The organism is Trichocoleus desertorum AS-A10 (genome assembly GCF_039962155.1).
Classification (GTDB): domain Bacteria; phylum Cyanobacteriota; class Cyanobacteriia; order FACHB-46; family FACHB-46; genus Trichocoleus.
In genome coordinates this window covers 112,895-138,305 of the sequence record NZ_JAMPKN010000007.1, presented here as the reverse complement: position 1 = coordinate 138,305, position 25,411 = coordinate 112,895, and the positions used below count along the sequence as shown (strand labels likewise).

The 25,411-nt window shown below is 49.4% G+C and carries 25 protein-coding genes; 17 read left to right on the top strand and 8 right to left on the bottom strand.

Annotation, left to right across the window (positions count from 1 at the left end; genetic code table 11):
* Positions 1 to 125: 125 nt before the first annotated feature.
* Positions 126 to 1,235 carry a threonine synthase gene (gene thrC / locus NDA01_RS12490; RefSeq protein ID WP_348228185.1) on the top strand — a complete coding sequence of 370 codons (1,110 nt, stop codon included), beginning with the start codon at positions 126 to 128 and terminating at the stop codon, positions 1,233 to 1,235.
* Here thrC and NDA01_RS12485 read toward each other — a convergent pair.
* Positions 1,180 to 1,776: a hypothetical protein gene (locus NDA01_RS12485; RefSeq protein WP_348228184.1), complete on the bottom strand. Its 597-nt coding sequence runs from the start codon at positions 1,774 to 1,776 to the stop codon at positions 1,180 to 1,182. The two genes, thrC and NDA01_RS12485, sit on opposite strands and share 56 nt — an antisense overlap.
* Positions 1,777 to 1,826: 50 nt before the next feature.
* On the bottom strand, positions 1,827 to 3,344 hold the full coding sequence (locus tag NDA01_RS12480) for a site-2 protease family protein (protein ID WP_348228183.1): 1,518 nt from the start codon (positions 3,342 to 3,344) through the stop codon (positions 1,827 to 1,829).
* A 224-nt stretch (positions 3,345 to 3,568) separates the two neighbouring features.
* Between NDA01_RS12480 and NDA01_RS12475 the strand changes: the two genes are divergently transcribed.
* Complete coding sequence (locus NDA01_RS12475) at positions 3,569 to 4,264, top strand: MBL fold metallo-hydrolase (protein WP_348228182.1); 696 nt, start codon at positions 3,569 to 3,571, stop codon at positions 4,262 to 4,264.
* 119 nt (positions 4,265 to 4,383) lie between these two features.
* On the opposite strand, the gene NDA01_RS12470 is transcribed toward NDA01_RS12475, so the two are convergent.
* The 3 genes from NDA01_RS12470 to lepA form a co-directional block, all read right to left on the bottom strand.
* The gene (locus NDA01_RS12470; RefSeq protein ID WP_190432932.1) at positions 4,384 to 5,766 is read right to left on the bottom strand and encodes a UDP-glucose dehydrogenase family protein; all 1,383 of its coding nucleotides are present in this window, start codon (positions 5,764 to 5,766) and stop codon (positions 4,384 to 4,386) included.
* A gap of 69 nt (positions 5,767 to 5,835) precedes the next feature.
* A complete protein-coding gene (locus NDA01_RS12465; RefSeq protein WP_190432928.1) occupies positions 5,836 to 6,831 on the bottom strand; it encodes a UDP-glucuronic acid decarboxylase family protein in 996 nt (331 codons plus the stop codon).
* 718 nt (positions 6,832 to 7,549) lie between these two features.
* On the bottom strand, positions 7,550 to 9,361 hold the full coding sequence (gene lepA, locus NDA01_RS12460; protein WP_190432926.1) for a translation elongation factor 4: 1,812 nt from the start codon (positions 9,359 to 9,361) through the stop codon (positions 7,550 to 7,552).
* Between the two features lie 31 nt (positions 9,362 to 9,392).
* On the opposite strand from lepA, the gene NDA01_RS12455 reads away from it, so the two are divergent.
* From NDA01_RS12455 to rpsN, 9 genes are all read left to right on the top strand, one after another.
* Positions 9,393 to 9,515: a hypothetical protein gene (locus tag NDA01_RS12455; protein ID WP_277876054.1), complete on the top strand. Its 123-nt coding sequence runs from the start codon at positions 9,393 to 9,395 to the stop codon at positions 9,513 to 9,515.
* A 292-nt stretch (positions 9,516 to 9,807) separates the two neighbouring features.
* Positions 9,808 to 10,038, top strand: a complete 231-nt coding sequence (locus NDA01_RS12450) for a hypothetical protein (protein WP_190432924.1) — start codon at positions 9,808 to 9,810, stop codon at positions 10,036 to 10,038.
* Between the two features lie 276 nt (positions 10,039 to 10,314).
* Positions 10,315 to 12,222, top strand: coding sequence for an ATP-binding protein (locus NDA01_RS12445; protein WP_348228181.1), 1,908 nt, complete (start codon positions 10,315 to 10,317; stop codon positions 12,220 to 12,222).
* A gap of 112 nt (positions 12,223 to 12,334) precedes the next feature.
* Complete coding sequence (locus NDA01_RS12440; RefSeq protein WP_190432922.1) at positions 12,335 to 12,577, top strand: NifU family protein; 243 nt, start codon at positions 12,335 to 12,337, stop codon at positions 12,575 to 12,577.
* 115 nt (positions 12,578 to 12,692) lie between these two features.
* On the top strand, positions 12,693 to 14,924 hold the full coding sequence (locus tag NDA01_RS12435) for a glycoside hydrolase family 57 protein (protein WP_348228180.1): 2,232 nt from the start codon (positions 12,693 to 12,695) through the stop codon (positions 14,922 to 14,924).
* Between the two features lie 201 nt (positions 14,925 to 15,125).
* Positions 15,126 to 16,406: a serine--tRNA ligase gene (gene serS, locus NDA01_RS12430; protein WP_348228179.1), complete on the top strand. Its 1,281-nt coding sequence runs from the start codon at positions 15,126 to 15,128 to the stop codon at positions 16,404 to 16,406.
* 77 nt (positions 16,407 to 16,483) lie between these two features.
* On the top strand, positions 16,484 to 17,578 hold the full coding sequence (rseP, locus tag NDA01_RS12425; RefSeq protein ID WP_190432919.1) for an RIP metalloprotease RseP: 1,095 nt from the start codon (positions 16,484 to 16,486) through the stop codon (positions 17,576 to 17,578).
* Between the two features lie 37 nt (positions 17,579 to 17,615).
* Complete coding sequence (nth, locus tag NDA01_RS12420) at positions 17,616 to 18,323, top strand: endonuclease III (RefSeq protein ID WP_348228178.1); 708 nt, start codon at positions 17,616 to 17,618, stop codon at positions 18,321 to 18,323.
* Positions 18,324 to 18,408: 85 nt separating this feature from the next.
* Complete coding sequence (gene rpsN, locus NDA01_RS12415; protein WP_190432916.1) at positions 18,409 to 18,711, top strand: 30S ribosomal protein S14; 303 nt, start codon at positions 18,409 to 18,411, stop codon at positions 18,709 to 18,711.
* Between the two features lie 86 nt (positions 18,712 to 18,797).
* Here rpsN and NDA01_RS12410 read toward each other — a convergent pair whose 3' ends face one another.
* Entirely contained in the window at positions 18,798 to 19,127 is a 330-nt protein-coding gene (locus tag NDA01_RS12410; protein WP_190558960.1) for a DUF8822 family protein, read from the bottom strand.
* Between the two features lie 257 nt (positions 19,128 to 19,384).
* Between NDA01_RS12410 and map the strand changes: the two genes are divergently transcribed.
* The 4 genes from map to NDA01_RS12390 all read left to right on the top strand — a co-directional run bounded on the left by map (position 19,385) and on the right by NDA01_RS12390 (position 21,505).
* Positions 19,385 to 20,143 carry a type I methionyl aminopeptidase gene (map, locus tag NDA01_RS12405; RefSeq protein WP_190432906.1) on the top strand — a complete coding sequence of 253 codons (759 nt, stop codon included), beginning with the start codon at positions 19,385 to 19,387 and terminating at the stop codon, positions 20,141 to 20,143.
* Complete coding sequence (gene aat / locus NDA01_RS12400; protein WP_348228177.1) at positions 20,118 to 20,708, top strand: leucyl/phenylalanyl-tRNA--protein transferase; 591 nt, start codon at positions 20,118 to 20,120, stop codon at positions 20,706 to 20,708. The genes map and aat overlap by 26 nt, the downstream gene beginning before the upstream one ends.
* A 67-nt stretch (positions 20,709 to 20,775) precedes the next feature.
* Complete coding sequence (locus tag NDA01_RS12395) at positions 20,776 to 21,030, top strand: UPF0175 family protein (RefSeq protein ID WP_348228176.1); 255 nt, start codon at positions 20,776 to 20,778, stop codon at positions 21,028 to 21,030.
* Positions 21,014 to 21,505 carry a PIN domain-containing protein gene (locus tag NDA01_RS12390; protein WP_348228175.1) on the top strand — a complete coding sequence of 164 codons (492 nt, stop codon included), beginning with the start codon at positions 21,014 to 21,016 and terminating at the stop codon, positions 21,503 to 21,505. The genes NDA01_RS12395 and NDA01_RS12390 overlap by 17 nt, the downstream gene beginning before the upstream one ends.
* Positions 21,506 to 21,541: 36 nt before the next feature.
* Here NDA01_RS12390 and NDA01_RS12385 read toward each other — a convergent pair whose 3' ends face one another.
* A complete protein-coding gene (locus tag NDA01_RS12385; RefSeq protein ID WP_348228174.1) occupies positions 21,542 to 22,555 on the bottom strand; it encodes a hypothetical protein in 1,014 nt (337 codons plus the stop codon).
* Positions 22,556 to 22,712: 157 nt separating this feature from the next.
* The gene (locus tag NDA01_RS12380; RefSeq protein ID WP_348228173.1) at positions 22,713 to 23,453 is read right to left on the bottom strand and encodes a histidine phosphatase family protein; all 741 of its coding nucleotides are present in this window, start codon (positions 23,451 to 23,453) and stop codon (positions 22,713 to 22,715) included.
* Between the two features lie 50 nt (positions 23,454 to 23,503).
* Here NDA01_RS12380 and ndhM point away from each other — a divergent pair, with 50 nt between their 5' ends.
* Both ndhM and NDA01_RS12370 read left to right on the top strand, forming a co-directional pair.
* A complete protein-coding gene (gene ndhM, locus NDA01_RS12375) occupies positions 23,504 to 23,848 on the top strand; it encodes an NAD(P)H-quinone oxidoreductase subunit M (protein WP_190553031.1) in 345 nt (114 codons plus the stop codon).
* A 102-nt stretch (positions 23,849 to 23,950) separates the two neighbouring features.
* A complete protein-coding gene (locus tag NDA01_RS12370) occupies positions 23,951 to 25,405 on the top strand; it encodes an esterase-like activity of phytase family protein (RefSeq protein WP_348228172.1) in 1,455 nt (484 codons plus the stop codon).
* Positions 25,406 to 25,411: the final 6 nt, after the last annotated feature.

The following is a 25,411-nucleotide window of genomic DNA, read 5'->3' as shown; positions in this document are numbered from 1 at the left end:
TGAGCGTGACACTGATAAGTTCAGGCGCAAGCTCAGGGTGGGCACACTGAAAGTTTAGAGAAGTTTGCCGATCGCGATACACTAAGGTTTACTTCAATTTTTTTGGAACCCACCTAGCTGACATTGTGACTCTAAGCCTGTCCTCCGCTAATTCCTCTGTTGGATCTGCACCAAAAGCCGTAAGTTGGCCAGGTCTGATTGAAGCTTACCGACCCTATCTACCCGTTACCGACCAGACTCCTGTAGTAACGCTGCATGAGGGCAATACCCCCCTGATTCCGGTCCCTGCGATCGCAGAGCAGATTGGTAGGCAGGTGCGGGTGTTCGTAAAATATGACGGCCTTAACCCTACTGGAAGTTTCAAAGATCGAGGCATGACTTTGGCAATTTCCAAAGCCAAAGAAGCGGGAGCGCAAGCTGTCATTTGTGCCAGTACGGGCAACACTTCTGCCGCAGCCGCCGCTTATGCCCGTCGGGGTGGCATGCGTGCCTTTGTCTTAATTCCCGAAGGCTATGTCGCCTTAGGCAAACTCGCTCAGGCTTTACTGTATGGCGCTGAAGTCCTAGCAATTCAAGGCAACTTTGACCGAGCCTTAGAAATTGTGCGGGAAATGGCCGAAACTCACCCCGTTACTTTGGTGAACTCGGTGAATCCCTACCGTTTGGAAGGACAGAAAACCGCCGCCTTTGAAATTGTGGATGTGCTAGGTAACGCCCCCGATTGGCTCTGCATTCCTGTAGGCAATGCGGGTAATATTTCTGCTTACTGGATGGGTTTTTGCCAGTATCACCAGGAGGGTCGTTGCGATCGCCTACCCCGAATGATGGGCTTCCAGGCCGCAGGTGCTGCCCCTCTAATTTCCGGCGTTCCGGTTGAGCATCCTGAAACATTGGCAACTGCTATTCGCATCGGCAATCCGGCGAATTGGGAAAAAGCGATCGCCGTTAAAGATGCCAGTCAAGGCGCTTTCAACCCGGTCACCGATGAGGAAATTCTAGAAGCTTATCGCCTCTTGGCTTCCCAAGAAGGTGTATTCTGTGAACCTGCCAGTGCCGCATCAGTAGCAGGCATGCTAAAGGTGAAAGATCAAATTCCTACGGGAGCTACGGTGGTTTGTGTCCTCACAGGCAATGGCTTGAAAGATCCAGACTCAGCCATCAAACACAGCGCCAACCAGTTTAAACAGGGAATTGCGCCTGATTTAACGGCGGTAGCTCAAGCAATGGGCTTTTAGTTGCCTCTAAATCTAGATTCTCAGAAGCTGAATCAGCACCAGTATTAGTCATACTACTGGTGCTTTTTTCTACTTGTTTGATGGCTCGCTCTTTCGTCAGTAAGTCAATCGTATCGCCTAAGGCAGTAGTTAAGCTTTTACGAGTTTGGGCATGGTTGGTCTGCTCTAGCTGCAACGCCTGTACCAATCGCTCCACTTCACCTTGGAGGCGACTTTGCTCTTGCAAGATTTGCCCCAACTTCTCGCGTAGCTCAGCGGGCGTTTGGAGCTGGTCTAAAGCTTGACTCATTTCTGCGGCAGGGTGGCTGGCATTGTCACCAAAGATGATGCCGCCTTGCAACTGCTGAATCTCCGTTTGCAAATCCGCGATCGCCTGTTGCGTTAGGTTCGTCTCCGTGCGGCGCTGTTGGGCCTCGGTTTCGTAGAGCCGCCGCCAGTTAGTCGCACTCGTATAAGCTGCGTCTCGTTCTCGCTCCGCTTCAGCCAATTGCTGTTGCAAAGCTTTGATTTCAGATAGCCACTGTCTAACGTCTTGAGTCATCGGCAACGTTCCTTCCTGCTTCCATCAAGTCAGGCTTTCAGCAGTATGTCTTAAAAACCTAGGATTTGAGTCACAACCTTGGGGGCAGGCAAAATAATCATCAAGAGCAAGCCCAAAGTAAACAATCCCAGTAAATCTCGCCGATTGTCGAGTTCGCTCACGTCGTTGAGTGCGGGTGCATCTACCACTGGCATAAAAAATAGCAGCACTGCCCAGAGAAAGAAATCCGGTTGCACCAGCGATAGCCCCAGTACCAGCAGCCGTGTCACTTGACCAATTAAGGCTCCAGCTCGCTGCCCATACATCGCATGCACCACATGGCCGCCATCGAGTTGTCCCACCGGCATTAGATTAAGCGCTGTCACAATGAGGCCTAAGCAACCTGCGATCGCCACTGGATGCAATTTAATCGAAGTTTCAGCCGTCAAGGCAGCACCCAAGGCCAATTTACTTAATAGCGCCAGTAAAAGCGAGGTACTAGGATTCAAGGCATTGAAATTGAGGCCAAGCTTATCAGTCGCAGCCACAGTCGTAGAGTGCATTAACCCCCACAGCAAGATGGGCAATGTAATGATCAGCCCAGTCATGGGCCCTGAAATACCTAGATCGAACAGCGCTTTACGATTAGGGATGGGGGAGCGGATTTGAATGAACGCGCCAAATGTTCCCAGGAAGAAAGGAATGGGAATGAAATAGGGCAACGTCGCCCGCACTTTATAAAAGCGAGCCGTCCAATAGTGCCCCGACTCATGAATTCCCAAAATTGTCATTAAAGCCAAGGCATAGGGCAACCCAGCCGAAAATAGCTGCGGTTCTGCAAACAACTGCGAAAGCGAAGTCACCGTTACGCCCGCAATTTCAATCCCCGCTAGGGTAGTAGTGAAAAGCGTGGCAATTAATAATCCCAGTGCCAATCCGGGTCGAGTTAAAGGCTCTTGCTTCGATTGATCGGCTTGCTGACTTTGGGGATTGGGCACTAAGGCGAAAAAAGGTTTGCCATTCGCTCCTTCTTGCAGCATCACCAAGAAGCGATCGCCAAATTGAGCTTCAATATTGTCCCGAATCGTCTGATAAGCTGCGTCGGGTGTAGTGCGCAGCTGTCCCCGACAAATCACCGCTTGAGGTCGGTACTCAAAGTTCTGAACATAGTAGACTGACCAAGGAAAGCAGCTTTGCAAGCTAGCCTCTTCCTCTTTATTGAGAGGCTTAACTACAGTTTTTGCTTCCGTCGCCGTTGGGTCAGCTAATAAAGAATGCTTCGTTTCCGGCGATGTAGGTGGGCTAGTCGCCTCAGCAGTCTTGCTAGCAGAATTAGGGATGCGCCCTACCCGAATTAACAACCAATACAGGAGGGTACAGGTGACAAAAGGCCCGATCACTAAAATAGGCGGTGGCGGATTATTCTCACCGTAAACTAGGGTCCAGGTACTCCAAATTAGCGCAGGCGTCATCATTACCAGCCATAGAATCCAGACTGGAGTGCGGGTAATGCTAGCAACATTGCGCTGCACAACCAGGTAGGTAATGAAGCCAAGCAAGAATACGAGTGAGAGCAACCAAAAAGTCATGCTATTAATCTCAAGTGGCCTTCAGAGGATGTCTTAAACACTTTCATGACCAGTAAGCAACATTATCACTAGCCTGCTGCAAATTAGATTTCGTGATTAGTTTGAGTGGGGCCAAGCCCTAGCCAAACTACTATGCAAGAAGCCCACTAGCCTGGTAGACATGTCTCACGAGCTGTTGCCAGCGTATTCTCAATTTACAAGAACTCCAAAGCCAAACTAAGACTATGCCGGAGCCACAAAGCTCACTATCAAAGCAGCCTCGTGTTGTCTTGGATGGACAACCTCCTTACACCCTGTACGCTTTCCCACCCAACCGAGATATTTTGGGTGGTACTGCTTATTTCATTGTAGGAAACGATGCCAATATCCTGGTCGATTGTCCTGCTTGGAACGAAGCCAACCTACAGTTTTTACAAGCTCAGGGTGGTGTCCGCTGGCTGTTTATCACTCATCGCGGCGGCATTAGCAAATATGTCAGTGAAATCCAACAAACCCTCGGCTGCCAAATCGTGGTCCAAGAGCAGGAAGCCTATTTGCTGCCAGGGTTAAATCCGATTCAATTTCATGAAACCTTCTCGTTTTACCCAGGTGCTCAAGCTCTATGGACCCCAGGACATTCTCCGGGCTCCGCTTGTCTTTATCACCAAGCCTATGGTGGGGTACTGTTCTCTGGGCGTCACTTAATCCCCAGCGCTCAAGGGGAGCCTGTGCCGTTGCGGATTGCCAAAACTTTCCACTGGCCCCGCCAGTTGCGGAGCATTCAAAAACTACTGGAGCGATTTACGCCTCAAACCCTCAGCTTTATCTGTCCGGGGGCTAATACGGGATTTTTACGGGGCGATCGCGCCATTGCGCAAGCGTACGATCGCCTAGCTCAGCTAGATTTGGCTGCCTACGCTGAAGCGAAACCTTTGCTGTAATCGCAATCAAAAAAACCGAAAAAAATGCACCCCTCTTTATGGAAAGGGTGCATTTTCTAGAGCGTGCTTAGATACTGAAAGTCAGTGAGTCTAGTTCAGACCAAGCTTCAGTTAAGAGTCTACCGACCCACACCTAGATAACGGAAGCCAGCCCGCTCTAGGATTTCTTCTTCGAGGAAGTTACGGCCATCGATCATGACGGGGTTGTTCATTAACTTCGCCATCTTCGCGTAGTCGAGGGTGCGGAATTGCTGCCAGTCGGTCACTAACACCAAGGCATCGCAACCATCAGCCAAGCGCTCAGGGTCAGTTTCTACTAGTACGTTGGACAAGCCATGACGCAAACCAGTTTGGGAAACGATGGGGTCGTAAGCCTTCACCTTGGTGCCCAAACGAGTTAGATGCTCAATCAAGTCTAGAGCAGGCGCATCCCGCATATCGTCTGTGTCGGGCTTGAAGGTCAGACCCAACAAACCAACCGTTTTGCCTTTCAAAATTTTGAGGACTTGCTGGAGTTTTTCAAGCGCAATCAAGCGTTGGCGCTGGTTGACGCTGACCGCAGCCTTGAGCAAGTGAGCTTCGTAGCCGTAGTCATCAGCAGTATGAATCAGTGCTGAAACGTCTTTGGGGAAGCAGGAACCACCCCAGCCAATCCCAGCTTGTAAGAATTTGCTACCAATCCGAGAGTCTAGACCAATCCCTTTCGCCACTTGTACGACATCAGCGCCAACGCGATCGCAAATGTTGGCAACTTCGTTAATAAAGCTGATTTTGGTAGCTAGGAAGGCATTGGAAGCATACTTCACCATTTCTGCCGAGCTGATGTCGGTGCTAACCACTGGCACTGGGGGCAAAGACTTGTCTTCCGCAAACTGCCGCTCTGTAATTGGTGTGTAGAGTTCTTGCATCATCGCGATCGCTTTAGAGCTGTTGCTGCCCAAAACAATCCGGTCAGGGTTGAAGGTGTCGTATACAGCCGAACCTTCCCGCAAGAATTCAGGGTTGCTGACTACATCGAACTGAGCACCGAGGCTTTCTTCAGCTATTGCACCGCCAGCGCCGACCAAAGTTTGCTGACGCTCAGCAATCCCATCGAGCACAATCATTCTGACCCAGTCACCTGAGCCGATCGGTACGGTGGACTTGTTCACAATCACCTTGTAGCCGCCGTTGAGATGGCTACCGATGCCGCGAGCTACTGCTTCTACATAGCGAGTATCACTTTCGCCGGTTGGTAGTGGAGGTGTACCCACTGCAATGAAGAGTACTTCGCCGTGGTTAACACCTGCACCCAAGTCAGTTGTGAATTGAATCTTTCCACGCTGAATTGAAGACTGCATCAACTCTGACAGCCCCGGTTCAAAGATGGGAGATTGACCAGCCTGCATCAGTTTGACTTTCTCTTCGTTGTTATCAACGCAGATCACATCATGTCCAATGTGAGCCAAGCAGACTCCAGTTACTAGGCCAACGTATCCAGTACCAATGACACAAACGCGCATAGGGTGAGTCCTCGAAAAGGGGCAAATGAAGGTGAAAGGTCAGGAAATCAGAACGAGGCAGGGAACGCTTTAGAACGTTTTCAACATGGCAGGAGAGCCAGTTAAATCGTTGACGGACGGATTACTATCTGGATTTGGGCTTGTAATCCGAGTCCGAAAATCTTCTACAGTTAACCGCAAGCCATCCTGTAAGGGAACAGTCGGCTGCCATCCCAGCCAAGTTTTAGCTTTGGTGATGTCGGGCTTACGGCGACGGGGATCGTCCTGGGGTAACGGTTCAAATCGAATTGCCACGTCTGGAGCTACCATTTGTTGCACGGCTTGAGCCAGTTGCAAGATGGTGTACTCATCAGGATTCCCCAAATTTACAGGACCAGTATGCTCACCGTTCATTAAACGGATGAAACCGTCTACTAAATCTGAGACGTAGCAAAAGCTTCGAGTTTGAGAGCCATCCCCATAAACAGTCAGGGGAACTCCTCGCAGAGCTTGAACAACAAAGTTACTGACAACCCGACCGTCGTTTTCTAGCATTCTGGGGCCGTAGGTATTGAAGATTCGAGCCACGCGAACTTCAACATCATTTTGGCGGTGGTAATCAAAAGCTAGGGTTTCTGCAACCCGTTTACCCTCGTCGTAGCAGCTACGAATACCAATAGGGTTGACATTCCCTCGGTATTCCTCAGTTTGAGGATGCTGCTCTGGATCACCATAAACCTCAGAAGTAGAAGCGAGGAAAAATCTCGCTTTGACTCGTTTAGCCAAGCCCAGCATATTCAAAGTGCCCATCACATTAGTTTTGATGGTTTTGACTGGATTGTACTGATAGTGCACTGGCGAGGCTGGACAGGCTAGGTGATAAATCTGGTCCACTTCCAGGGAAATAGGTTCGGTGATGTCATGGCGAATCAACTCAAAATAGGGATGATTTAGCCATTTCAGCAAATTCCGTTTATGTCCCGTATAGAAGTTATCGATGCAAAGGACTTCGTGTCCCTCTGTCATCAATCGATCTATGAGATGTGAACCAATAAATCCAGCACCACCTGTGACTAAAATTCTCATAGTTTGAAGCTACAGATATTTGAAGAGGGTTGAATTATTTTACAACCCAATCCTGAGTCAACTGGAAAACGGACGTTAGGGCCGATTCAAGGTTTCTAAGCTGTTGGATTAGCTCTTTGGAGGAAAGCTGTCCTCTAAGTTAACCTCTGATTTTTGGACTGTCTAGCGTTGCCGTATTTGTACTGATTTGTTTAGAAAACTAACAGAAATTTTGGGTGGAGTCAGATCTAAAACCGTAGAATTCACCAAAACTTAATAGCAACCCTGAAATGATGAAAATTAGCCTAGTTTAGCCTTACCGGAGACCAAGTAAGTCAATGCCAAAATGCTGAGAATGTCTGTTCAGGAGCGATCGCTCTAGTGCCCTCTAGGCTTGAAGAGCCTCAGCATTAGCCAGTAAATAATCTAAGAATCAGAATAAATTTAATATCAAATATGTCAATCGGAAGATGCTGAATTGACCAAAATAGGAGTCTTGAGCACAGCTCAGATGTAATCAGACTTTAACTTGAATTCCTGAGCCTGCTGACGCTGATGAAAATTCCGCCAGTAAGCGTTACATCAATCACGAGTTACGTGTGGCTTGCAAAAAATACTCCCACTCAGTAGTTTCCCCGCAAGGTGCTTTCGAGTGGGAGTGCTGCCAACGGCAAGTACAAATGCAAGTAAATTTATTTGCGAGGCGAACTAACCTCAGTAATGCCGCCCAAAGCCCAAATTAGGACTGATCCAGGCGCAAGACAGCCATAAACGCCTCTTGGGGCACATCTACGGTACCGATGGCCTTCATGCGCTTTTTACCCTTGGCTTGCTTTTGCAGCAGCTTCTTCTTCCGGCTAATGTCACCGCCATAGCATTTAGCCAGTACGTCCTTGCGTAACGCTGGGATACTTTCGCTGGCAATGACTTTGGAGCCAATGGCTGCCTGTAGAGGAATCTTGAACTGGTGGCGAGGAATTAGTTCTTTAAGCTTTTCGACCAACACGCGACCCACTCCATAAGCTTTGTCGCGGTGAACAATCGTAGCCAATGAGTCTACTGGATCGCCGTTAATCATGATGTCTAGGCGCACCAGCGGATTTTCCTGATAGTCAATTAAGTGGTATTCCATGCTGGCGTAACCGCGCGATCGCGACTTCATCTGATCAAAGAAGTCGGTCACTACCTCAGCCAAAGGCAACTCATAAATCAGCGTTGTACGGCCTTTAGTGAGGTATTTCATATCTTTGAATACCCCCCGTCGGGTCTGACTCAACTCCATCAGGGTACCGACGTACTCCTCCGGCGTAATCATGTCTACTTGGACGTAAGGCTCTTCAATTTTCTCGCGCTCTTGAGGGCCCGGTAAACGACTCGGATTGTCTACGAGAGTCACTTCGCCTTTCATAGTCGTGACTCGATAGATCACCGAGGGAGCCGTAATAATCAAATTCAGGTTGTATTCTCGCTCCAACCGTTCTTGCACAATTTCCATGTGCAACAGGCCGAGGAAACCACAACGAAACCCAAAGCCCATCGCGCTAGAGGTTTCCGGTTCGTAGTAAAGCGCTGCATCATTGAGCTTGAGTTTTTCCAGGGCTTCCCGCAAATCCTCGTACTGATCGGCGTCTACGGGGAACATGCCGCAGAACACCATCGGCTTGGCTTCTGTATAGCCTGGGAGCGGCTCGGCTGCCAAGGCATTGGCTTGGGTAATTGTGTCACCGACCCGCGCATCTTCAACCGCTTTGATTGCCGCTGCTAGGTAGCCTACCTCGCCAGCATGCAGCTCATCCACTTGGACTTGGGTGGGCGAAAGTACGCCTAGTTCGTCAATTTGGTACTCTTTTTTCGAGGCCATCAGCCGAATGCGATCGCCTTTTTTCACCGTGCCATCCATGACTCGGAAATAAACGACCACACCCCGGTAGCTATCGTAGTAACTGTCAAAAATCAAGGCTCGCAAGCGATCGTTAATGGTGTCCTTCGGCGGGGGCACCAAGTGGACGATCGACTCCAAAATTTCATTAATGCCCAGTCCTTCTTTAGCCGAGGCCAAAATAGCCCCACTACAGTCGAGACCCACGACCTCTTCAATTTCTTGCTTGACCCGCTCCGGGTCGGCACCAGGCAAATCAATTTTGTTCAGGACTGGAATAATTTCTAGATTATGTTCTAAAGCTAAATAGACGTTGGCTAGCGTTTGCGCCTCTACACCCTGCGAGGCGTCGACTACCAACAACGCGCCTTCACAAGCTGCGAGCGATCGCGACACCTCATAAGAGAAATCTACGTGCCCTGGTGTATCAATCAAATTAAGGACATACTGCTCGCCATCACGAGCCTTGTAGTTCATCCGCGCTGCTTGGAGCTTGATAGTGATCCCCCGCTCGCGCTCTAGATCCATATTGTCTAGAAACTGGGCCTTCATATCCCGATCACTAACAGTGCCAGTTGTTTGTAGCAGGCGATCCGCGAGGGTAGATTTTCCGTGGTCAATATGGGCAATGATCGAAAAATTACGAATGCGAGAAACGGGCACGTCGGTCATATAGCTGGCTCAATTAACAGGCAGGATGAAGATGACTAAGAAACAATTTCAGCTTTGTGAATTAGCCCAAAGCCAGGGCAAATTAGGGGCGGATTTAGAAGGCTCTGTAATGCATTTTGACACAATCCTCGGTCTGCAAGCGCAAGGACTCTAGGCTCAAACAGCCACGACAGGCACAGCTCTTACAAAGCTAGCTTAGCTCGACCCAGCCTCAAACAGAGCTAGATCGCCGAGGTTGAATGCAGATATGCCGCGGGATTAGAGGGCAGCATGTACAATGCACGTAGGAACTCAATTCCTGTGTCTAGATTTTTTTATGACTCAGATGTATTTTTGATCCTTCAAAAAACGTTTTGGGTGTTGCTTGAGGGCGAAACTACTTAAAAACCGTTGCCGCCTTCCCAGTCTCTTCGCATTTGATCCACTGAAGATCTCTGTCATTACTTATGAGTGAGCAGGCTAGCCCTTCCCCACGACCATCGGATAAGGTTGAGATTGCAATTCATTTAGACCCAGAATTGCTTGATCAAATTCAACATCTCACCAGCGATCCTAGTAAGGTGATTGAGACAGCAGTACGGCAGTGGTTGAGGGGAGAATCTTCCTCGGACTACGAACTATCTCGAACCCTGCCTAGAAATCCTCCGGTGCCCCCCAGAGGCGAGTGGAATGATTGATCTAGCGGCTCACCTCAAACCTTGAAGGTTAATTAAACTGCCGAACTGGGATAACTGCTTGTATATCAGTGCCTAGGCCAGTCAGGGCCAGCCAAGTTCTACTACTCATAGCAGTTTTCCTGAATATAGCGAACGGTTTCTTGGGTTCTAGACATTTGCTTGGTTGCATCTACTCTGTCCTTCTAGGCGATCGCGAAGCCTCACTAAGCTGAAAGAAATTAAGCCTAACGTAGTGCTTCTCTATTCGCACCCTTCGCAGTTTCGCATCCTATACTAATGACCTCTTCCGCCGACTCTAAATTTTCATTAACGGAACTGACAGAATTAGTACCTGCTACTGATAACCCTGAATACTTGCAGGGATTAGGGTCTGAGTTGGTATTTACCCAAACGGTTACAGGGGAATACCTTTCGTTTTATTGGCAGGAAGCTGAACACTTTGGACTTACACCAGATCAACTGGTAGGTCATGGCCTCGGAGAAGGGTTTGGCCCAGCAGCGCTCAATCCTTATCTAGGACGGGTGCGACGAGTCTTAGACTATTTAACTCCCGATCGCTTTACCTATCCCTTTCGCTTCGGCGATCAATACCTACTCTTCGACTTGATTGTTAGTCCTATCCTTACTCCCAGCGGCATCGCTACAACAGCCTTGGTCATGGGTAGACGACTATCCACCTCTGGTCGGGATCAAGGAGTTGCCGTTGAAGCAGATTTCCCCCGCCATGAAGCTCCTAATTCAGATCGCTATCAAAAACTACTCACCCAAATTGCTTGGAACATCCGGCGCACCCTTGACTTAGAGACGATTTGGCAGCAAACCGTTAATGGTTTGGGTAAAGCTTTAGGCGTCAGCCGCTGCATTATCTGTCCCTACGAAAGTGGCAATTCTGCTGTCAAGGTGGTGGCAGAATTTTGTCAGGATCAGGCTCCCTCCATGCAAGGGCAGACCCTAAAAATTGCTGAGGAAGTCCATGTCAGACAGGCGCTGACTCTACTGGAGCCGATTTTGCTCGAGCAAAGCGCCAATACGATGCATATTTTCAATGGCGCTTACAGCGGTCAGGAAGGAAATCACTCAAGTAACGGTTCCACGGCGCAAGTTCTGGAGGGGCCGAAGCAATCAATTTTGATGGTTGCTACCTGCTACCAAGATCAACCCAACGGCTTGATTTGCTTGTACCAGTGCGATCGCCCTCGGATGTGGAGCGAAGCTGAAATTGACCTAGTGAGAGAGCTGGCCGACCAAGTGGGAACCGCGATCGCCCACGCCACTCTATTTACCGCGAGTCAGACCTTAGCCAACCAACTCCAAAAAGTCAACGAAGATTTAGTCCAGAAACATCGCGAGTTAGAAGAAGCTAGCCAGCAAGCTGAAGAAGCATCGCGTCTTAAAAGTGAGTTCTTGGCCAATACATCCCACGAACTCCGCACTCCGCTGAATGGCATGATCGGCTTCCTCAAGCTGGTGATGGATGACATGGTCGACAGCCCAGAAGAGCAGCACGAGTTTATCGAAGAAGCTTACGACTGTGCTATTCATCTCATGCAGCTGATCAATGACATCCTTGACATTGCCAGAATCGAGGCTGGCAAGATGCAGCTAGAGTTAAGCCCTGTCAACCTCAACGAACTCTTGTCCGCAGTGGAAAACTTTTCCCAAAGACAAATTCAAGCCCAACAGAAAAACTTAAATTTTGAAATCAATTTGCCCCCTACTTACGACCAAATTATTTTGGAGGGTAACTATCAGCGCTTGCTGCAAGTGATGCTGAATTTAGTGGGAAATGCCATTAAATTCACCCATGAAGGCGGCATCACGATCAGCGCTGAAGTGGTGAAGAAGAAAGTTACTGTACAGAACAATGAGCGGCCTGGAATGGTGAAAATCCGAGTGGCCGACACAGGCATTGGCGTTTCTCTCGACAAACAAGATAAATTGTTCCAATCCTTTAGCCAGGTAGATGGTTCCCGAACTCGTCAATATGGCGGTACAGGTTTAGGGCTCGCCATCTCGCAACGCTTGGTCGAGGCAATGGGTGGCGTGGTCAACTTCTACAGTTTGGGTGAAGGATTAGGCTCAACGGTTACTTTTGACGTGCCTCTATTTCAAGAGCCGATTATGAGCACTACTACTTCATTAAATGAGTCGGTAGACCTCTTGGTAGAGCGATTACCGCAATAAGCTAAACATTCTCTGCTGGAGCCAGAAGCTCCCGTGCGGTCTTTACCTTTGTAGCGTTAGGATAAACCTAGGATCAATATCGCTGCAATTGACAGACTGCGAAAGGGAAACTATGGCTGAAACTCTAGCGTTAACCTCAGAAAACGTAGAAAAAGTACTGGATGAACTGCGTCCCTACTTGATCTCGGATGGCGGCAACGTCGAACTTGTAGATATTGATGGACCAGTAGTCAAACTACGGCTCCAAGGCGCTTGTGGCTCTTGCCCCAGTTCTACAATGACGCTTCGCATGGGCATTGAGCGGCGCTTGCGGGAATTTATTCCAGAAATTGCTGACGTTGAACAGGTCATGTAAGGAAACGTTACTGACATCAACCGTTTTTTTACACTGTGCATAAAGTGATTAAACAGGGAAGGTAAGTCCATCTTTCCTGTTTATTTTTTATGGTAAGAGCTCCTTCACAATTCCTATGACTTATCCTCTCTACGTCGCTTTTATCTGGCATCAGCACCAGCCGTTGTACAAATCGCGCGTGGCGGGTCAGTACCGTCTGCCTTGGGTGCGATTGCACGGTACAAAAGATTATTTGGATCTGGTGTTGTTACTAGAGCGTTACCCCAAGCTGCATCAAACGGTCAATTTGGTGCCGTCTTTGATCCTGCAAATTGAAGACTACGTAGCGGGACAAGCATTCGACCCTTATCTTTCAGTTGCTTTGTTGCCCACAGAGCAACTGACGCGAGAGCAAAAAGAATTTATTGTGGGGCATTTCTTTGATGCCAACCACCATACCTTGATCGATCCACATCCTCGCTATGCTGAGCTATACGGTCAGCGGCAGGACCGAGGGGAGGCATGGTGCTTAGAAAACTGGAACTTGCAAGACTATAGCGACCTGCTAGCTTGGCACAACTTAGCCTGGATAGATCCCCTGTTCTGGGATGACCCCGAGATTGAGCAGTGGCTAAAGCAGGGCCGCAACTTTACGATTGGCGATCGCCAGCGCATTTACTCCAAGCAGCGCGAGATTCTCAGCCGCATTATTCCGCAGCACCGGGCCATGCAGGAGACAGGGCAGCTAGAAGTGACGACTTCGCCCTACACCCACCCGATTCTGCCGCTGCTGGCTGATACCAACGCTGGGCGAGTGGCGATTCCTAATATGAAATTGCCAGAACAGCGGTTTCAGTGGGCAGAGGACATTCCGCGCCATTTGCAGAAATCTTGGGATATGTATCTCGATCGCTTTGGGCAGGCACCCCGGGGTCTATGGCCCTCGGAGCAGTCAGTGAGCCCAGAAATCTTGCCACATGTGGCGAAACAAGGATTTAACTGGTTGTGCTCCGATGAAGCGGTGTTGGGCTGGACGCTGAAGCATTTCTTCCATCGCGACGGTCTGGGTAACGTCCATGAGCCAGAACTCTTGTACCGACCGTATCGCCTAGAAACTCCAAATGGTGACTTGGCGATCGTATTCAGAGATCACCGTTTGTCTGACTTGATTGGGTTTACTTACAGCGCCATGGAGCCGAAGCGGGCCGCCGCTGATTTGGTGGGGCACTTGGAGGCGATCGCGCGATCGCTGAAGAAACGCCAATCCAGTGGCAGCACCGCTCTGGAACAGCCTTGGCTTGTCACGATTGCGTTAGACGGCGAAAACTGCTGGGAGTTTTATCAACAAGATGGCAAACCGTTCTTAGAAGCTTTCTATCAAACCCTCAGTAACGATCAAGATATTAAGTTGGTCACGGTTTCTGAGTTTGTCGAGAAATTCCCACCGACGGAAACCATACCAGCGGCTCAACTCCACAGCGGTTCTTGGGTAGACGGTAGCTTCACAACTTGGATTGGCGATCCGGCGAAAAATCGGGCCTGGGATCTGCTCACCGAAGCCCGCCAAGCACTAGCTAACCACCCCGAAGCCACTGAAGAAAGCAATCCTGCCGCTTGGGAAGCGCTTTACGCCGCTGAAGGCTCCGATTGGTTTTGGTGGTTTGGTGAAGGGCACTCTTCCAACCAAGATGCCATTTTTGACCAACTCTTCCGCGAACACTTGTGCGCTATCTATCAAGCCCTGAACGAGCCAGTACCGTCCCACTTGTACCGTCCCATTGAGGTTCATGAAGCGAAGGGAGACCACCGTCCTCAAGGGTTTATCCATCCAGTGATTGATGGACGTGGAGATGAGCAGGATTGGGATAAAGCAGGTCGCATTGAGGTAGGGGGAGCCAGAGGCACCATGCACCGTAGCAGCCCGATGCAGCGGCTTTGGTATGGAGTTGATCACTTAAACTTTTACCTACGTCTAGACTTTCAGGCAGGGATGCAGGCGGGAATTGGGCGATCGCCAGAACTGAATTTATTGTGGTTCTACACCAACCAAACCATGCACAACAGCCCAGTGCCGATCGCGGACCTGCCCGACGAAGCGCCCTTGAATTATCTATTTCACGACCATCTCAGCATCAACTTAGCAACCGAATCCATTTGGTTTCAGCAAGCGGGAGAGCATTACCAATGGCATCCCCGTCCCAGCCGCGCCCAAGTCAGAATTGACAAGTGCTTAGAGCTGGCAGTACCTTGGGCAGACTTACCCGCCAAACCAGACTGGTCGCTAAGGGTGGTATTAGTGCTCTCAGATGGGGGCCGCTACCACAGCTATGTCCCAGAAGAAGCGTTGATTCCGTTTGACGTGCCTTAATCTTGAGACCTAACCCCCAGCCCTTCCCTGCTAGAGAAGGGGAGCAAGGTTCAGAGCCCCTCTCCTCAAGGAGAGGGTTTGGGGAGAGGTTTGCTGCGAGACAAGGGAACCGTCAAGCCCCACAAAACTTAAAGAGAAGCTCAATAAACGGTATATCTTGATCTATTGCCGAAGTATTAATCAAGATTTTGAGGAAGATTTGTGCTTGATCTGAAGCAGATCCGGGAAAATCCACAAGCAGTCCAAGAACGCCTGAACCGCCGATCGGGCAATTTTGACATTCAGCCGATTCTGCAATTGGATCAACAACAGCGGGAAATTGAGAAGGAGCGATCGCAACTTCAAGCTCGTGGTAACGAGATTGGGAAACTCGTCGGCCAAAAGATTAAATCGGGCAGTGACCCTAAAGGCCCAGAAATTCAAGAATTGCGGGAAGAAGGCAACCAAATCAAGGTCAAACTCAGCAATTTAGAGCCACAGGAAAAAGAACTGAAAGCTCAGATTGAGGCGTTGCTCCTGACTCTACCCAACTTGCCCAGCGACTCTACCCCTGTAGGTCAGAGCGAGGAAGAAAACGTTGAGGTGCGGCGTTGGGGCGATGAATACAAGCCGCAAAACCCCAATATTTTGCCTCACTGGGAAATTGGTGAAAAACTCGGCATTCTCAACACCGAGCGATCGACTAAAGTAGCGCAAAGTCGATTTGTGACTCTTATCGGTGCAGGAGCAGCATTGGAGCGAGCTTTGATTCAGTTCATGCTCGATCGCCAAACTGAGGCAGGTTATCTAGAGGTGATTCCGCCATTCTTGATTAATAGCGAATCGCTGACTGCTACAGGACAATTGCCCAAATTTGCTGAAGAGAGTTTCAAGTGCGAGTCAGATGATCTTTGGCTAGCTCCCACAGCCGAAGTTCCTGTGACCAATCTGTACCGCGATGAAATTCTGGCAGCAGAACAGTTACCCATTCATCACTGTGCTTATACGCCTTGTTTTCGCCGAGAAGCAGGCAGCTATGGTCGGGACACACGTGGCTTAATCCGTCTGCACCAATTTAACAAAGTGGAGTTGGTCAAGCTGGTGCATCCCAGCACCTCAGAGCAAGAACATCAAGCTTTGGTGCAAAATGCCGAAGCGATTTTGCAAGCGCTGAAGCTACCTTATCGAGTCATTGAGCTTTGCACTGGGGACTTAGGGTTTGGCGCAGCCAAGTGCTACGACCTGGAAGTTTGGTTGCCAGCTTCGGGTAAATATCGTGAAATTTCTAGCTGTTCTAACTTCCTAGATTTCCAAGCCCGACGCGGCAATATTCGCTTTAAAGAAGCTGGGCAAAAGGGCACCCAACTGGTTCACACCTTGAATGGTTCTGGATTAGCAGTCGGTCGGACGATGGCTGCGGTTCTGGAAAATTACCAGCAACCAGACGGTACAGTCCGTCTACCTGAAGTGTTACAACCCTACCTCCGGCGAGAGGTTCTCTAAGATGGAGTCGGCGTCAACGATTCAGGCATCTTAGAATAGTAAAGATATCTAACAGACGTTTTTCGGATCTTAAATCTATGTCAGTTTTGGCGGCGATCGCAGTCTTAGCACTCTTGATTGTGGTCCATGAGTTGGGTCACTTCACCGCAGCGCGGGCTCAAGGCATCCACGTGAATCGCTTTTCCTTAGGGTTTGGCCCCGTTCTGTGGAAATATCAAGGGCCAGAAACTGAATATGCCATTCGCGCTTTCCCATTAGGGGGGTTCGTTGGCTTTCCTGATGATGATCCAGAAAGCGAAATTCCCCCTGAAGATCCGAATCTACTGCGAAATCGCCCCGTGCTCGATCGGGCGATCGTGATTAGCGCTGGCGTAATTGCTAATTTAATTTTTGCCTACTTCCTGCTTGTTGGTCAGGTCGCCGCAGTTGGCACTCCAGAGTTTAACTACCAACCTGGTGTCATCGTGCCCAAGGTTGCCGCCGAGGTTAGTTCAGCCGCAACAAAGGCAGGCATCAAATCTGGAGACATCGTCCTGAGTGTTAACAATCGGGAATTAGGTGCTTCCAAGCAAGCGATCCAGATCTTGATGGAAGAGATTCAAACTCACCCGAATGAAGCCCTGCCTCTTACCGTGCAACGCGGTGATGAAACGTTGTCTCTCAGCGTCAAGCCTGACTTAGGCCCAGAAGGCAAAGGCCGTATTGGGGTGCAACTGGCTCAAAACGCCGAGGTAAAGCGCCGTCGAGCTAGCAACATTTTGGAAGCCTTCAGCACAGGTGCCAATGAATTTCAGCGCATCGTGGTTCTGACAGTCCAAGGCTTTGGTCAGTTAATTAGTAACTTTGGTGAAACGGCTGAGCAGGTTTCTGGTCCAGTGGCGATCGTAGCTCTAGGAGCTAATATTGCTCGTTCTGATGCCGCTAGTTTATTCCAGTTTGCGGCGCTGATCAGCGTTAACCTGGCCATTATCAACATTTTGCCCTTACCTGCTTTAGATGGTGGTCAGTTGGCCTTTCTCGCAATCGAGGGGCTACGGGGCAAACCTCTACCGACCAAAATTCAAGATGGGGTCATGCAAACGGGTTTGATGCTCTTGTTGGGCTTGGGCATTTTCTTGATTATTCGCGATACGGTCAATCTAGAACCTGTACAAAAGTTGTTTCAACCTTAGATCAGCAGGCTGAATCTACTGCTCCTTCTGCTATGCCATGAGCATTACGCGAAAACTGTCTGCCAAAAAGCAACGGGCTTTGGAAATCCTGATTCGTTTGAAGCGACTCTATCCAGAAGCCCCTTGCACCCTTAACTACGAAACTCCTGTCCAACTCCTGGTGGCGACAATTCTTTCGGCCCAATGCACCGATGAACGAGTCAATCAGGTTACTCCAGAATTGTTTCGCCGCTTTCCAGATGCTGCGGCACTTGCTGCTGCTGACCCACTAGACTTGGAAACTTTAGTGCGATCGACCGGGTTCTACCGCAACAAAGCCAAAAATATTCGGGCAGCTTGCTATTTGATTCAGACTGAATTTAATGGTCAAGTGCCTAAGTTGATGGAAGATTTGCTGAAACTCCCAGGTGTGGCTCGTAAAACAGCGAATGTGGTATTAGCCCATGCCTACGGGATTCATGTGGGGGTGACGGTCGATACTCATGTCAAGCGGCTGACTCAACGCTTAGGCCTCACCAAGCACACGGACCCCATTCATATTGAGCGGGACTTGATTAAGCTGCTGCCACAACCAGATTGGGAAAATTGGTCGATTCGGATCATTTATCACGGGCGGGCGGTTTGCAATGCTCGTAACCCTGCTTGCGATCGCTGCCTTCTAGCCGACCTCTGCCCCTCCGCTGATCCAAACAAGGTGGATATAGCAGCTTTGCAACCGCCCTTACTCACAGCCCCACAAATCTGATTAATCGACATGGGGGTAGATCAGGGTCTGTTGAATCAGATAGAATAGAAAATGCTGTCTTTATTTGAGAGAAACCAGGCAATTCATGGCTAAGAAAAGCATGATTGAGCGGGAAAAGCGTCGCCAGAAGTTGGTTGACAAGTACGCTCAAAAACGGGAAGAGCTACAAGAACAATTTGCCCAAGCAACTTCCCAACAAGCAAAACTTGAAATTCACCGTCAAATCCAACAGTTGCCTCGTAACAGCGCCCCCACTCGCTTGCGGAATCGCTGCTGGGTGACCGGTCGTCCTAGAGGCTACTACAGTGACTTTGGCTTGTCTCGCCACGTATTCCGGGAAATGGCCCACCAAGGTCTGCTGCCCGGAGTGGTTAAGTCTAGCTGGTAAACAGATTTTGGATTTTAGGTTTTGGATTAGTCAATCATTTGCGATCCAAAATCCGAAATCCAAAATTCACTCAGTGACTACTCCGATCACTGACCACAGCAGCGATCGATTCCCAAGCTATCTAAGAGCAGGTCGCTGACTGCATTGGCTACAGCAAACTCGCTGAAAAAGCTTTTAGAAAAATCAAAGGCTTGCATTTCGGTGACGATGGCAATCACGAGTGACCCTAAGTCATTTTCGCCTTCCATCCGTTGGCGAACAAAAACTTGAGTGGCTCTCTCAGCGATCTGCTGGTTAATTGCTTCAGGAATAAATTCGTGGTCTAGCCACTGACATAAAACGCTTTTTAGCCATTCTCCTTCCTGCTGGGGGTTTTCGGCAGGAGGCAGGGTGATGGGGGGAATTGGTTCGGCCATTGACCTAGCAAATTGACAACTGTTTGAAGGCAGTCTAGAGGAAAGCTAGCTCAGCTTAACTAGGATGCTTCTTGGAAACAGAGGGTTTCTCTAACCACTATACCGCTACCCCAACGCCGGATTAGAGCCTCTGAACAAACTGCAACAACCATTCAGATCGGCTTCATCAAACTAGATTTGCAGGGTTATGTTTAACCCAACTAGCAAAATTAATCTGGTGAAATAGTACGGCCAAGACACAAGGGGGATTCAAGATAATGGGAAAAGAACCGCTGGTACTGCTTTCGCATCGCGAAATAGACAAAATGCGTCAGGCTGGACGCTTTGCATCTGAGTTGCTGAGCCATTTAGAACCGCTGGTAAGACCAGGCATTAGTACTTTAGAAATTAATGACGAAGCAGAACGTTGGACCCAAGCACACGGAGCTAAGAGTGCTCCCCTGGGTTATCATGGCTTTCCTAAGTCAATCTGTACCAGCGTTAACCATGTGGTTTGTCACGGTATCCCCAACGCCAAGCAAATTTTGAAGGAAGGCGACATCATCAACATTGATGTCACGCCGATCGTGGATGGTTTTTATGGAGATACTTCTAGAACCTACTTTGTGGGTCAACCGTCACCTCTAGCGAAAAAGTTGGTGGAAGTGACCGAGGAATCTTTAAGAAGAGGCATTGCTGAAGTTAAGCCAGATGCGCGAGTCGGAGACATTGGGGCCGCGATTCAGGAGTATGCCGAAGCAGAAGGTTTTTCGGTGGTTCAAGACTTCACAGGGCATGGAGTCCACCGCGTCTTTCATACTGAGCCTTTCATCCCTCACTACGGCAAGCGAGGCACAGGCAAGAAGCTGCGAGCAGGCATGGTGTTCACGATTGAACCCATGATCAATGAAGGCACTTGGGAAGTCGAAGTATTGGATGACAATTGGACGGCAGTGACCAAAGACCGCAAGCTATCCGCCCAATTTGAGCACACCATAGCTGTAACTGAGGATGGCGTCGAAATCCTTACCCTTTGATGTTCCCACTATTGTTCAGGGATACGCTCAGGGCTATTTCTTGATGGCCGATGAGTCGGGCGCGTTGGATTGGTATTCTAGCCGTCAACGCACGCTGATTCCTCTAGATGAACGGTTTCGGTATCCGCGATCGCTGCAACGAGTCTTGAATCAAGAGCGCTTTACCGTAGCGGTGAACCGAGACTTTACCGCAGTGGTAGAAGGCTGTGCCGATCGTGAAACCACTTGGATTTCCCCGCAACTCAAAGAAATCTACCAAGCGCTACACACCGCAGGTTGGGCACACAGCTTTGAGACTTGGCAGGGCGATCGCTTAGCAGGTGGAATTTTAGGCATCGTCATCGGTGGCGCTTTCATTGGCGAGTCGATGTTTTTCCACATCCCCGATGGCTCGAAGGTGGCACTGGTGAAGCTGGTAGAACGCTTGCGATCGCGCCAATTCGTCTTCTTCGATGCCCAAATGATGAACCCCCACCTAGAGCGGTTCGGAGCTTACATCATCAAGCAAAAAGAGTATCGCGTCCTGCTAAACCAAGCACTCCAGCACCAGTGCATCTTGGCTTAGCCTGAGGTTGCTGAGAGTACCATCTACTATAGTAGTAGTCGGTGAAGCTCAACCAACCTTTAAGTAGATGGGACTACAAATCTCAATTTCTGATTCCATTCTGCAAGCCATTCGTCTACCGGAGCAGCGGATTGAACAGGAATTGCTACAAGAATTAGCGATCGCTCTTTACACCCAGAATGTTTTATCCTTTGGCAAAGCACGGGAATTAGCCCAGCTAGATAAATACGAATTTGGGCAATTGCTTGCACAACGTAGAGTCTTTCGTCACTATAGCTCTGAGGAATTAGACGACGATTTGACCTATGCCCGTAGTGAGTAACACTTCACCAATTTTGAATTTAGCTATTGTCAATCAGCTCATCCTTCTGCATCACCAGTTTGATGAAATTCTAATTCCAGAGGTTGTACTTGACGAGTTAAAGATTAATGAGGAGCGGCCTGGTTCTCAGAACATTCGAGAAGCGATTTCAGCTGGATGGATTCGAACTCAAAGTGTAGGTAACCAAACCCTTATTCAACTACTCAATCAAACTTTGGACCAAGGAGAATCCGAAGCGATCGCTCTTGCTATTGAACTTCAGGCAGACTGGCTACTATTGGATGAACGTGAAGGTAGGAAAGTTGCTAAATCATTAGGTTTGAAAGTAACAGGTATTCTGGGAGTTCTGCTACGAGCCAAGCAAATAGGTGAACTCCAGTCTTTGCAGCCTGTAATTGATGACCTAACCAATAAAGCTGGATTCCGGATTGCACCAGACCTATTGGCGCAAATTCTTACACAGAAGGGACAATAAACCAGCTTACTTAACCGAGTTGTATAGGTCCTACAGCTATGGAGCTGAGGAATTGCTAGCAGCTTGACCTTGTTTCTTTTTGGCTTCTTGCAAGGCAGCTTCGCTAAAGCGTTGATAGACGGCGGTACGATCTTGGGCGATGCTGTAGCGCTTGTCTTGGGTAGTTACTTGGCCCATTAGGTCAGAGGCTTGCTGCCATTTTGCGGCTAGAGCTAGCCAGTCGGCTGAGGATTGAGCGGCTTTACCATCGCTAGCAGTTTGTTCGGCGAGCCTCACTGCATCGGCGAAAGGGTCAGCAGAAGTTGGTGCAGTAGTGGGAGCGATCGCAGCTTGAGGACTGGGGCTAGGGCTAGCCGGGGCAACTGGAGAAGGACTAGGCGCGATCGCAGCAGCAGAGTTAGTAGCAGGTGCGGGTGAACTAGCTGGAGTCGGTGAAGCGGAGCTAGATTCAGGAGATTCGGCGGGTTCTGGGGATGAAGTTGTAGTTGCTTGGCTATTGTCCTGCAACTTCGGCCCAAACCAACTGTAGGCACCCCAACCCAGCAGCAACAAGAGTAAACTCGCTAAGGTGCCGCCCACCACGCCTCGCTTGAATTGGCGTTGCTCCCGGACTTGGCGAGGAGAAGGAGTTTTTGGCATACCAGCCGCTTGTTCCGCTTGCTGGCTCTGCAAATCCTCCATGAACTGCTTGAACAGGTTAGGTCGAGTTAGAGTAATTTCCTGCGACCAAAGCAATTGATTTTCGGGGTCGCGATTAATTTCTTCGAGCCATAACAGTTGTTGCTCACGCACAATGCGGCTGTTAATTTTGACGCGGCGAATATTACGCGGTGAAATCGACTCCAGAATCTGACGCACCCGTTCAACTAAGGTAGATTGCTCTAGCTGATCGACATCTGCAGCTTCGCACAAAAGCTGTAGCACGCCATCCTCAAAAATGGCTCTGGTTCTGACACCAGAATCTGCCAGCTTATCATTCAAAACTTGAATAATCGCTGCCACGCTGCCTTGGCGGGCTTGCTTGGTAATATTTTCAATTGAATCTACCATTGTGCGCTCAGCGGTCGAAATAAAAATCCTGAACTTTAGCCGCAGTCATCCAGGTTCCCTGCTCACAATACTGTACCTTGAGGCGGATTGAAACTACTCAAAAACCTTAGTTAAAAACCTGTCTTGACAGAGACTTTATCGCGTCACTGTTGAGGCTTCAAGAGGCGAGATGGCGGCAATCATTAAAGCGGCGTACTTGCCAGAGATCGGTATTAAAACGGTTTTGGTCTTGCAGGTGCCAACGCGATCGGTCGAGCCAAAATTCAAACAAGGCAGTGTTGCGGGCATGTAAGCGCCAAGAGCGATCGCAACCCATCAACTCCGCGATCAAATGCTGCAAAATCCAACTGTGAGTCACAATCCAAATCTGGTCGGAGTCCTGATGTTGGGCCAGTAACTTTTGAATGAATTCATGGGCGCGATCGCGAGCTTCTTGTAGCGATTCGGCTTCGGGAATTTGAATCCAATCGGGCGAGGTTTCTAAGGTGCGGCAAAACTCTGGGTATCGCGTCTTTGCCTCCATCCAAGTTAAGCCTTGAAAAATGCCATTCTGAAACTCTGTCAGCTCATCAGCGTAAGAGACTTGGAAGGTACAGGGTTTTTGAGAGCCTGTGGCTACGCTCACTTGGGAAGTATCTTCACTATCGATTAGGTCACTGACGGCAGCAGGCAAAGGAGCCGTAACAAAGTGATTTACCAAAATTTCGGTGGTTTGTACCGCCCGCTTTAGGGGACTGCTATAGACTGCGGAAGGCCACCAAGACTCTTCGAGTAAACGCTGAGCCAGCTTCCCCGCTTGGATTTTGCCGTTGGCCGAAAGCTCAAACTCACCATGCCCCTGCATCCGCCGTTCTATGTTTCCCACAGACTGAGCATGACGAATAAACAGGAGTTTCATGGTCGTAGTTTAGAATGAGTCAATACACTCAATAGACCGTAACATTTCCTATGCTACTCAAGTCTACAACCCGCCACATCCACATCTTTACTGCGGAAGTGAAAGGCACTGAACTGAATCCTGCTGATGGCGTTTTGACTCTGGATGTTGACCCAGACAACGAGTTTGTATGGAATGACGCTGCCTTGCAACAGGTATATCGCAAGTTTGATGAGCTGGTTGCTGCGAATGAAGGGGAGGACTTAACCGACTATAACCTGCGTCGCATTGGTTCAGACTTGGAGCACTTTGTGCGATCGCTCGTGAAGAAGGGAGAAATCAGCTACAACCTAGAGAGCCGTGTGCTTAACTACAGTATGGGTTTACCTCAAGTAGTTGCTAAAGACAGCGAGTAGCAGTTTTCCCAGCAATCTTTCATGAAATCAGCCTTTTTTAAGGACATCTTAACGGCTGGGCAAGGGTTCCCTTAACCCATCATCAGTAAGTTTTGAGTGCTAATGGTTGCACTATCCACACCTCAACTGCTGACGATGAACGCAAACAAGGCTGTAAGCTCAACCCACCATTCCAAGTTACGAGTCTCCATTGCAGGACTGACGGCAATTTTTTCGGTCGTCAGTACCCTCTACGCTTTAGGCCTATATGTGCCTGCGATCGCCGTAGAGTTGGTAGGACGTGCCGTTCTGCCAGCCAATACCTTTGCGCCTGGCCCCACTTCTGGGCAGCTAATTAGCGCGACGAATGAAGTTTCGGTGCCGTTTGTGGAGAAACTACCTGTCCAAGGTTTTTCTGCGGTGCTGCCCGGACCGAAACCAGGCACCTTTTTGGTTCTGTCAGACAACGGTTATGGGGCCAAGGCTAATTCTCCAGATTACCCCCTGCGCTTTTATGCTGTTGAACCCGACTTTGCTTCTGGGCATGTCTTTCCGGTCAACCTAAAAACTGGTGGGCGGTTAAGCCAGTTTAGTCGTCAAAGCTTTATCTCGCTTAGCGATCGCCGCAACCAAACTGGCTTCCCTATTGTGGCGGAGCAAAACATTTATCCGGGCAGCATCGCCCCCAGCCAACCGCAAGGAATTCCAGTTGCAGCAACAATCAAATCGCGTCGCCTATTAACGGGAGCTGATTTTGATCTGGAGGCATTTCGTCGGGTGAGTGACGGAACTTATTGGTTTGGAGATGAATTTGGGCCTTATTTGTTGCATACCAGCGCCAATGGTCAACTTTTAGAACCACCCATTCCCCTACCCAACTTCCTCAAACTCGGCGATCGCCCCTTCATTCAATCGCCTGACAATCCTGCCTTCGCCAACCTACCTACCGATCAAGAACGGGTTACGGCGGCAAATTTGCCCCGCTCTGGTGGTTTTGAGGGCATGGCCCTGAATACCAGTGGCACCAAGCTCTACGCTTTGCTAGAAAAACCTGTGGTCAGCGACCCCCAGCGCGATCGCCTCCTGATTCATGAGTTTGACCTAGCCAGCAAGCGCTATAGCGGAAAAGTTTTTGGTTATCGGCTAGAAAACCCCAATCATGCGATCGGCGACTTTACCGCCATTAACGACTCCGAGTTTATTGTGATTGAACGGGACAATCGCCAAGGTGATCCTAACAATCCCAACTTTAGTGATCCTGCCCAGTTCAAGCGTCTCTACAAAGTAGATTTGCGGCAGCAAGACGAGGCTGGCTTTGTCAAAAAGGATTTACTCGTAGATTTGCTCAACATTTCTGACCCTCAAGGTCTGGGTGGTAATGGCACTGTGAACGGTCGGTTTACTTTCCCGTTCGTGACGATCGAAGACGTGTTACCGATTGACGCCAATACGCTCTTGGTGATCAACGACAACAACTATCCCTTTAGTGCGGGTCGGACTCCAGGCAAACCGGATGATAGCGAGTTCATCTTAATCAAGCTGGATCAACCCTTAAATTTGGCAGCTTCTCGCTCTTAGAGCCAG

Excerpts from the sequence above, each read along its gene's own strand:
- lepA (WP_190432926.1), bottom strand. The coding sequence starts at position 9,361 with ATGACCGACGTGCCCGTTTCTCGCATTCGTAATTTTTCGATCATTGCC.
- NDA01_RS12455 (WP_277876054.1), top strand. The coding sequence starts at position 9,393 with ATGACTAAGAAACAATTTCAGCTTTGTGAATTAGCCCAAAGCCAGGGC.
- map (WP_190432906.1), top strand. The coding sequence starts at position 19,385 with ATGGGAAAAGAACCGCTGGTACTGCTTTCGCATCGCGAAATAGACAAA.
- NDA01_RS12465 (WP_190432928.1), bottom strand. The coding sequence starts at position 6,831 with ATGAGAATTTTAGTCACAGGTGGTGCTGGATTTATTGGTTCACATCTC.
- NDA01_RS12475 (WP_348228182.1), top strand. The coding sequence starts at position 3,569 with ATGCCGGAGCCACAAAGCTCACTATCAAAGCAGCCTCGTGTTGTCTTG.
- NDA01_RS12450 (WP_190432924.1), top strand. The coding sequence starts at position 9,808 with ATGAGTGAGCAGGCTAGCCCTTCCCCACGACCATCGGATAAGGTTGAG.
- NDA01_RS12440 (WP_190432922.1), top strand. The coding sequence starts at position 12,335 with ATGGCTGAAACTCTAGCGTTAACCTCAGAAAACGTAGAAAAAGTACTG.
- NDA01_RS12380 (WP_348228173.1), bottom strand. The coding sequence starts at position 23,453 with ATGAAACTCCTGTTTATTCGTCATGCTCAGTCTGTGGGAAACATAGAA.
- NDA01_RS12385 (WP_348228174.1), bottom strand. The coding sequence starts at position 22,555 with ATGGTAGATTCAATTGAAAATATTACCAAGCAAGCCCGCCAAGGCAGC.
- rpsN (WP_190432916.1), top strand. The coding sequence starts at position 18,409 with ATGGCTAAGAAAAGCATGATTGAGCGGGAAAAGCGTCGCCAGAAGTTG.
- NDA01_RS12395 (WP_348228176.1), top strand. The coding sequence starts at position 20,776 with ATGGGACTACAAATCTCAATTTCTGATTCCATTCTGCAAGCCATTCGT.
- NDA01_RS12410 (WP_190558960.1), bottom strand. The coding sequence starts at position 19,127 with ATGGCCGAACCAATTCCCCCCATCACCCTGCCTCCTGCCGAAAACCCC.
- nth (WP_348228178.1), top strand. The coding sequence starts at position 17,616 with ATGAGCATTACGCGAAAACTGTCTGCCAAAAAGCAACGGGCTTTGGAA.
- NDA01_RS12480 (WP_348228183.1), bottom strand. The coding sequence starts at position 3,344 with ATGACTTTTTGGTTGCTCTCACTCGTATTCTTGCTTGGCTTCATTACC.
- NDA01_RS12485 (WP_348228184.1), bottom strand. The coding sequence starts at position 1,776 with ATGACTCAAGACGTTAGACAGTGGCTATCTGAAATCAAAGCTTTGCAA.
- NDA01_RS12470 (WP_190432932.1), bottom strand. The coding sequence starts at position 5,766 with ATGCGCGTTTGTGTCATTGGTACTGGATACGTTGGCCTAGTAACTGGA.
- NDA01_RS12370 (WP_348228172.1), top strand. The coding sequence starts at position 23,951 with ATGGTTGCACTATCCACACCTCAACTGCTGACGATGAACGCAAACAAG.
- ndhM (WP_190553031.1), top strand. The coding sequence starts at position 23,504 with ATGCTACTCAAGTCTACAACCCGCCACATCCACATCTTTACTGCGGAA.
- NDA01_RS12435 (WP_348228180.1), top strand. The coding sequence starts at position 12,693 with ATGACTTATCCTCTCTACGTCGCTTTTATCTGGCATCAGCACCAGCCG.
- NDA01_RS12445 (WP_348228181.1), top strand. The coding sequence starts at position 10,315 with ATGACCTCTTCCGCCGACTCTAAATTTTCATTAACGGAACTGACAGAA.
- NDA01_RS12390 (WP_348228175.1), top strand. The coding sequence starts at position 21,014 with ATGCCCGTAGTGAGTAACACTTCACCAATTTTGAATTTAGCTATTGTC.
- aat (WP_348228177.1), top strand. The coding sequence starts at position 20,118 with ATGGCGTCGAAATCCTTACCCTTTGATGTTCCCACTATTGTTCAGGGA.
- rseP (WP_190432919.1), top strand. The coding sequence starts at position 16,484 with ATGTCAGTTTTGGCGGCGATCGCAGTCTTAGCACTCTTGATTGTGGTC.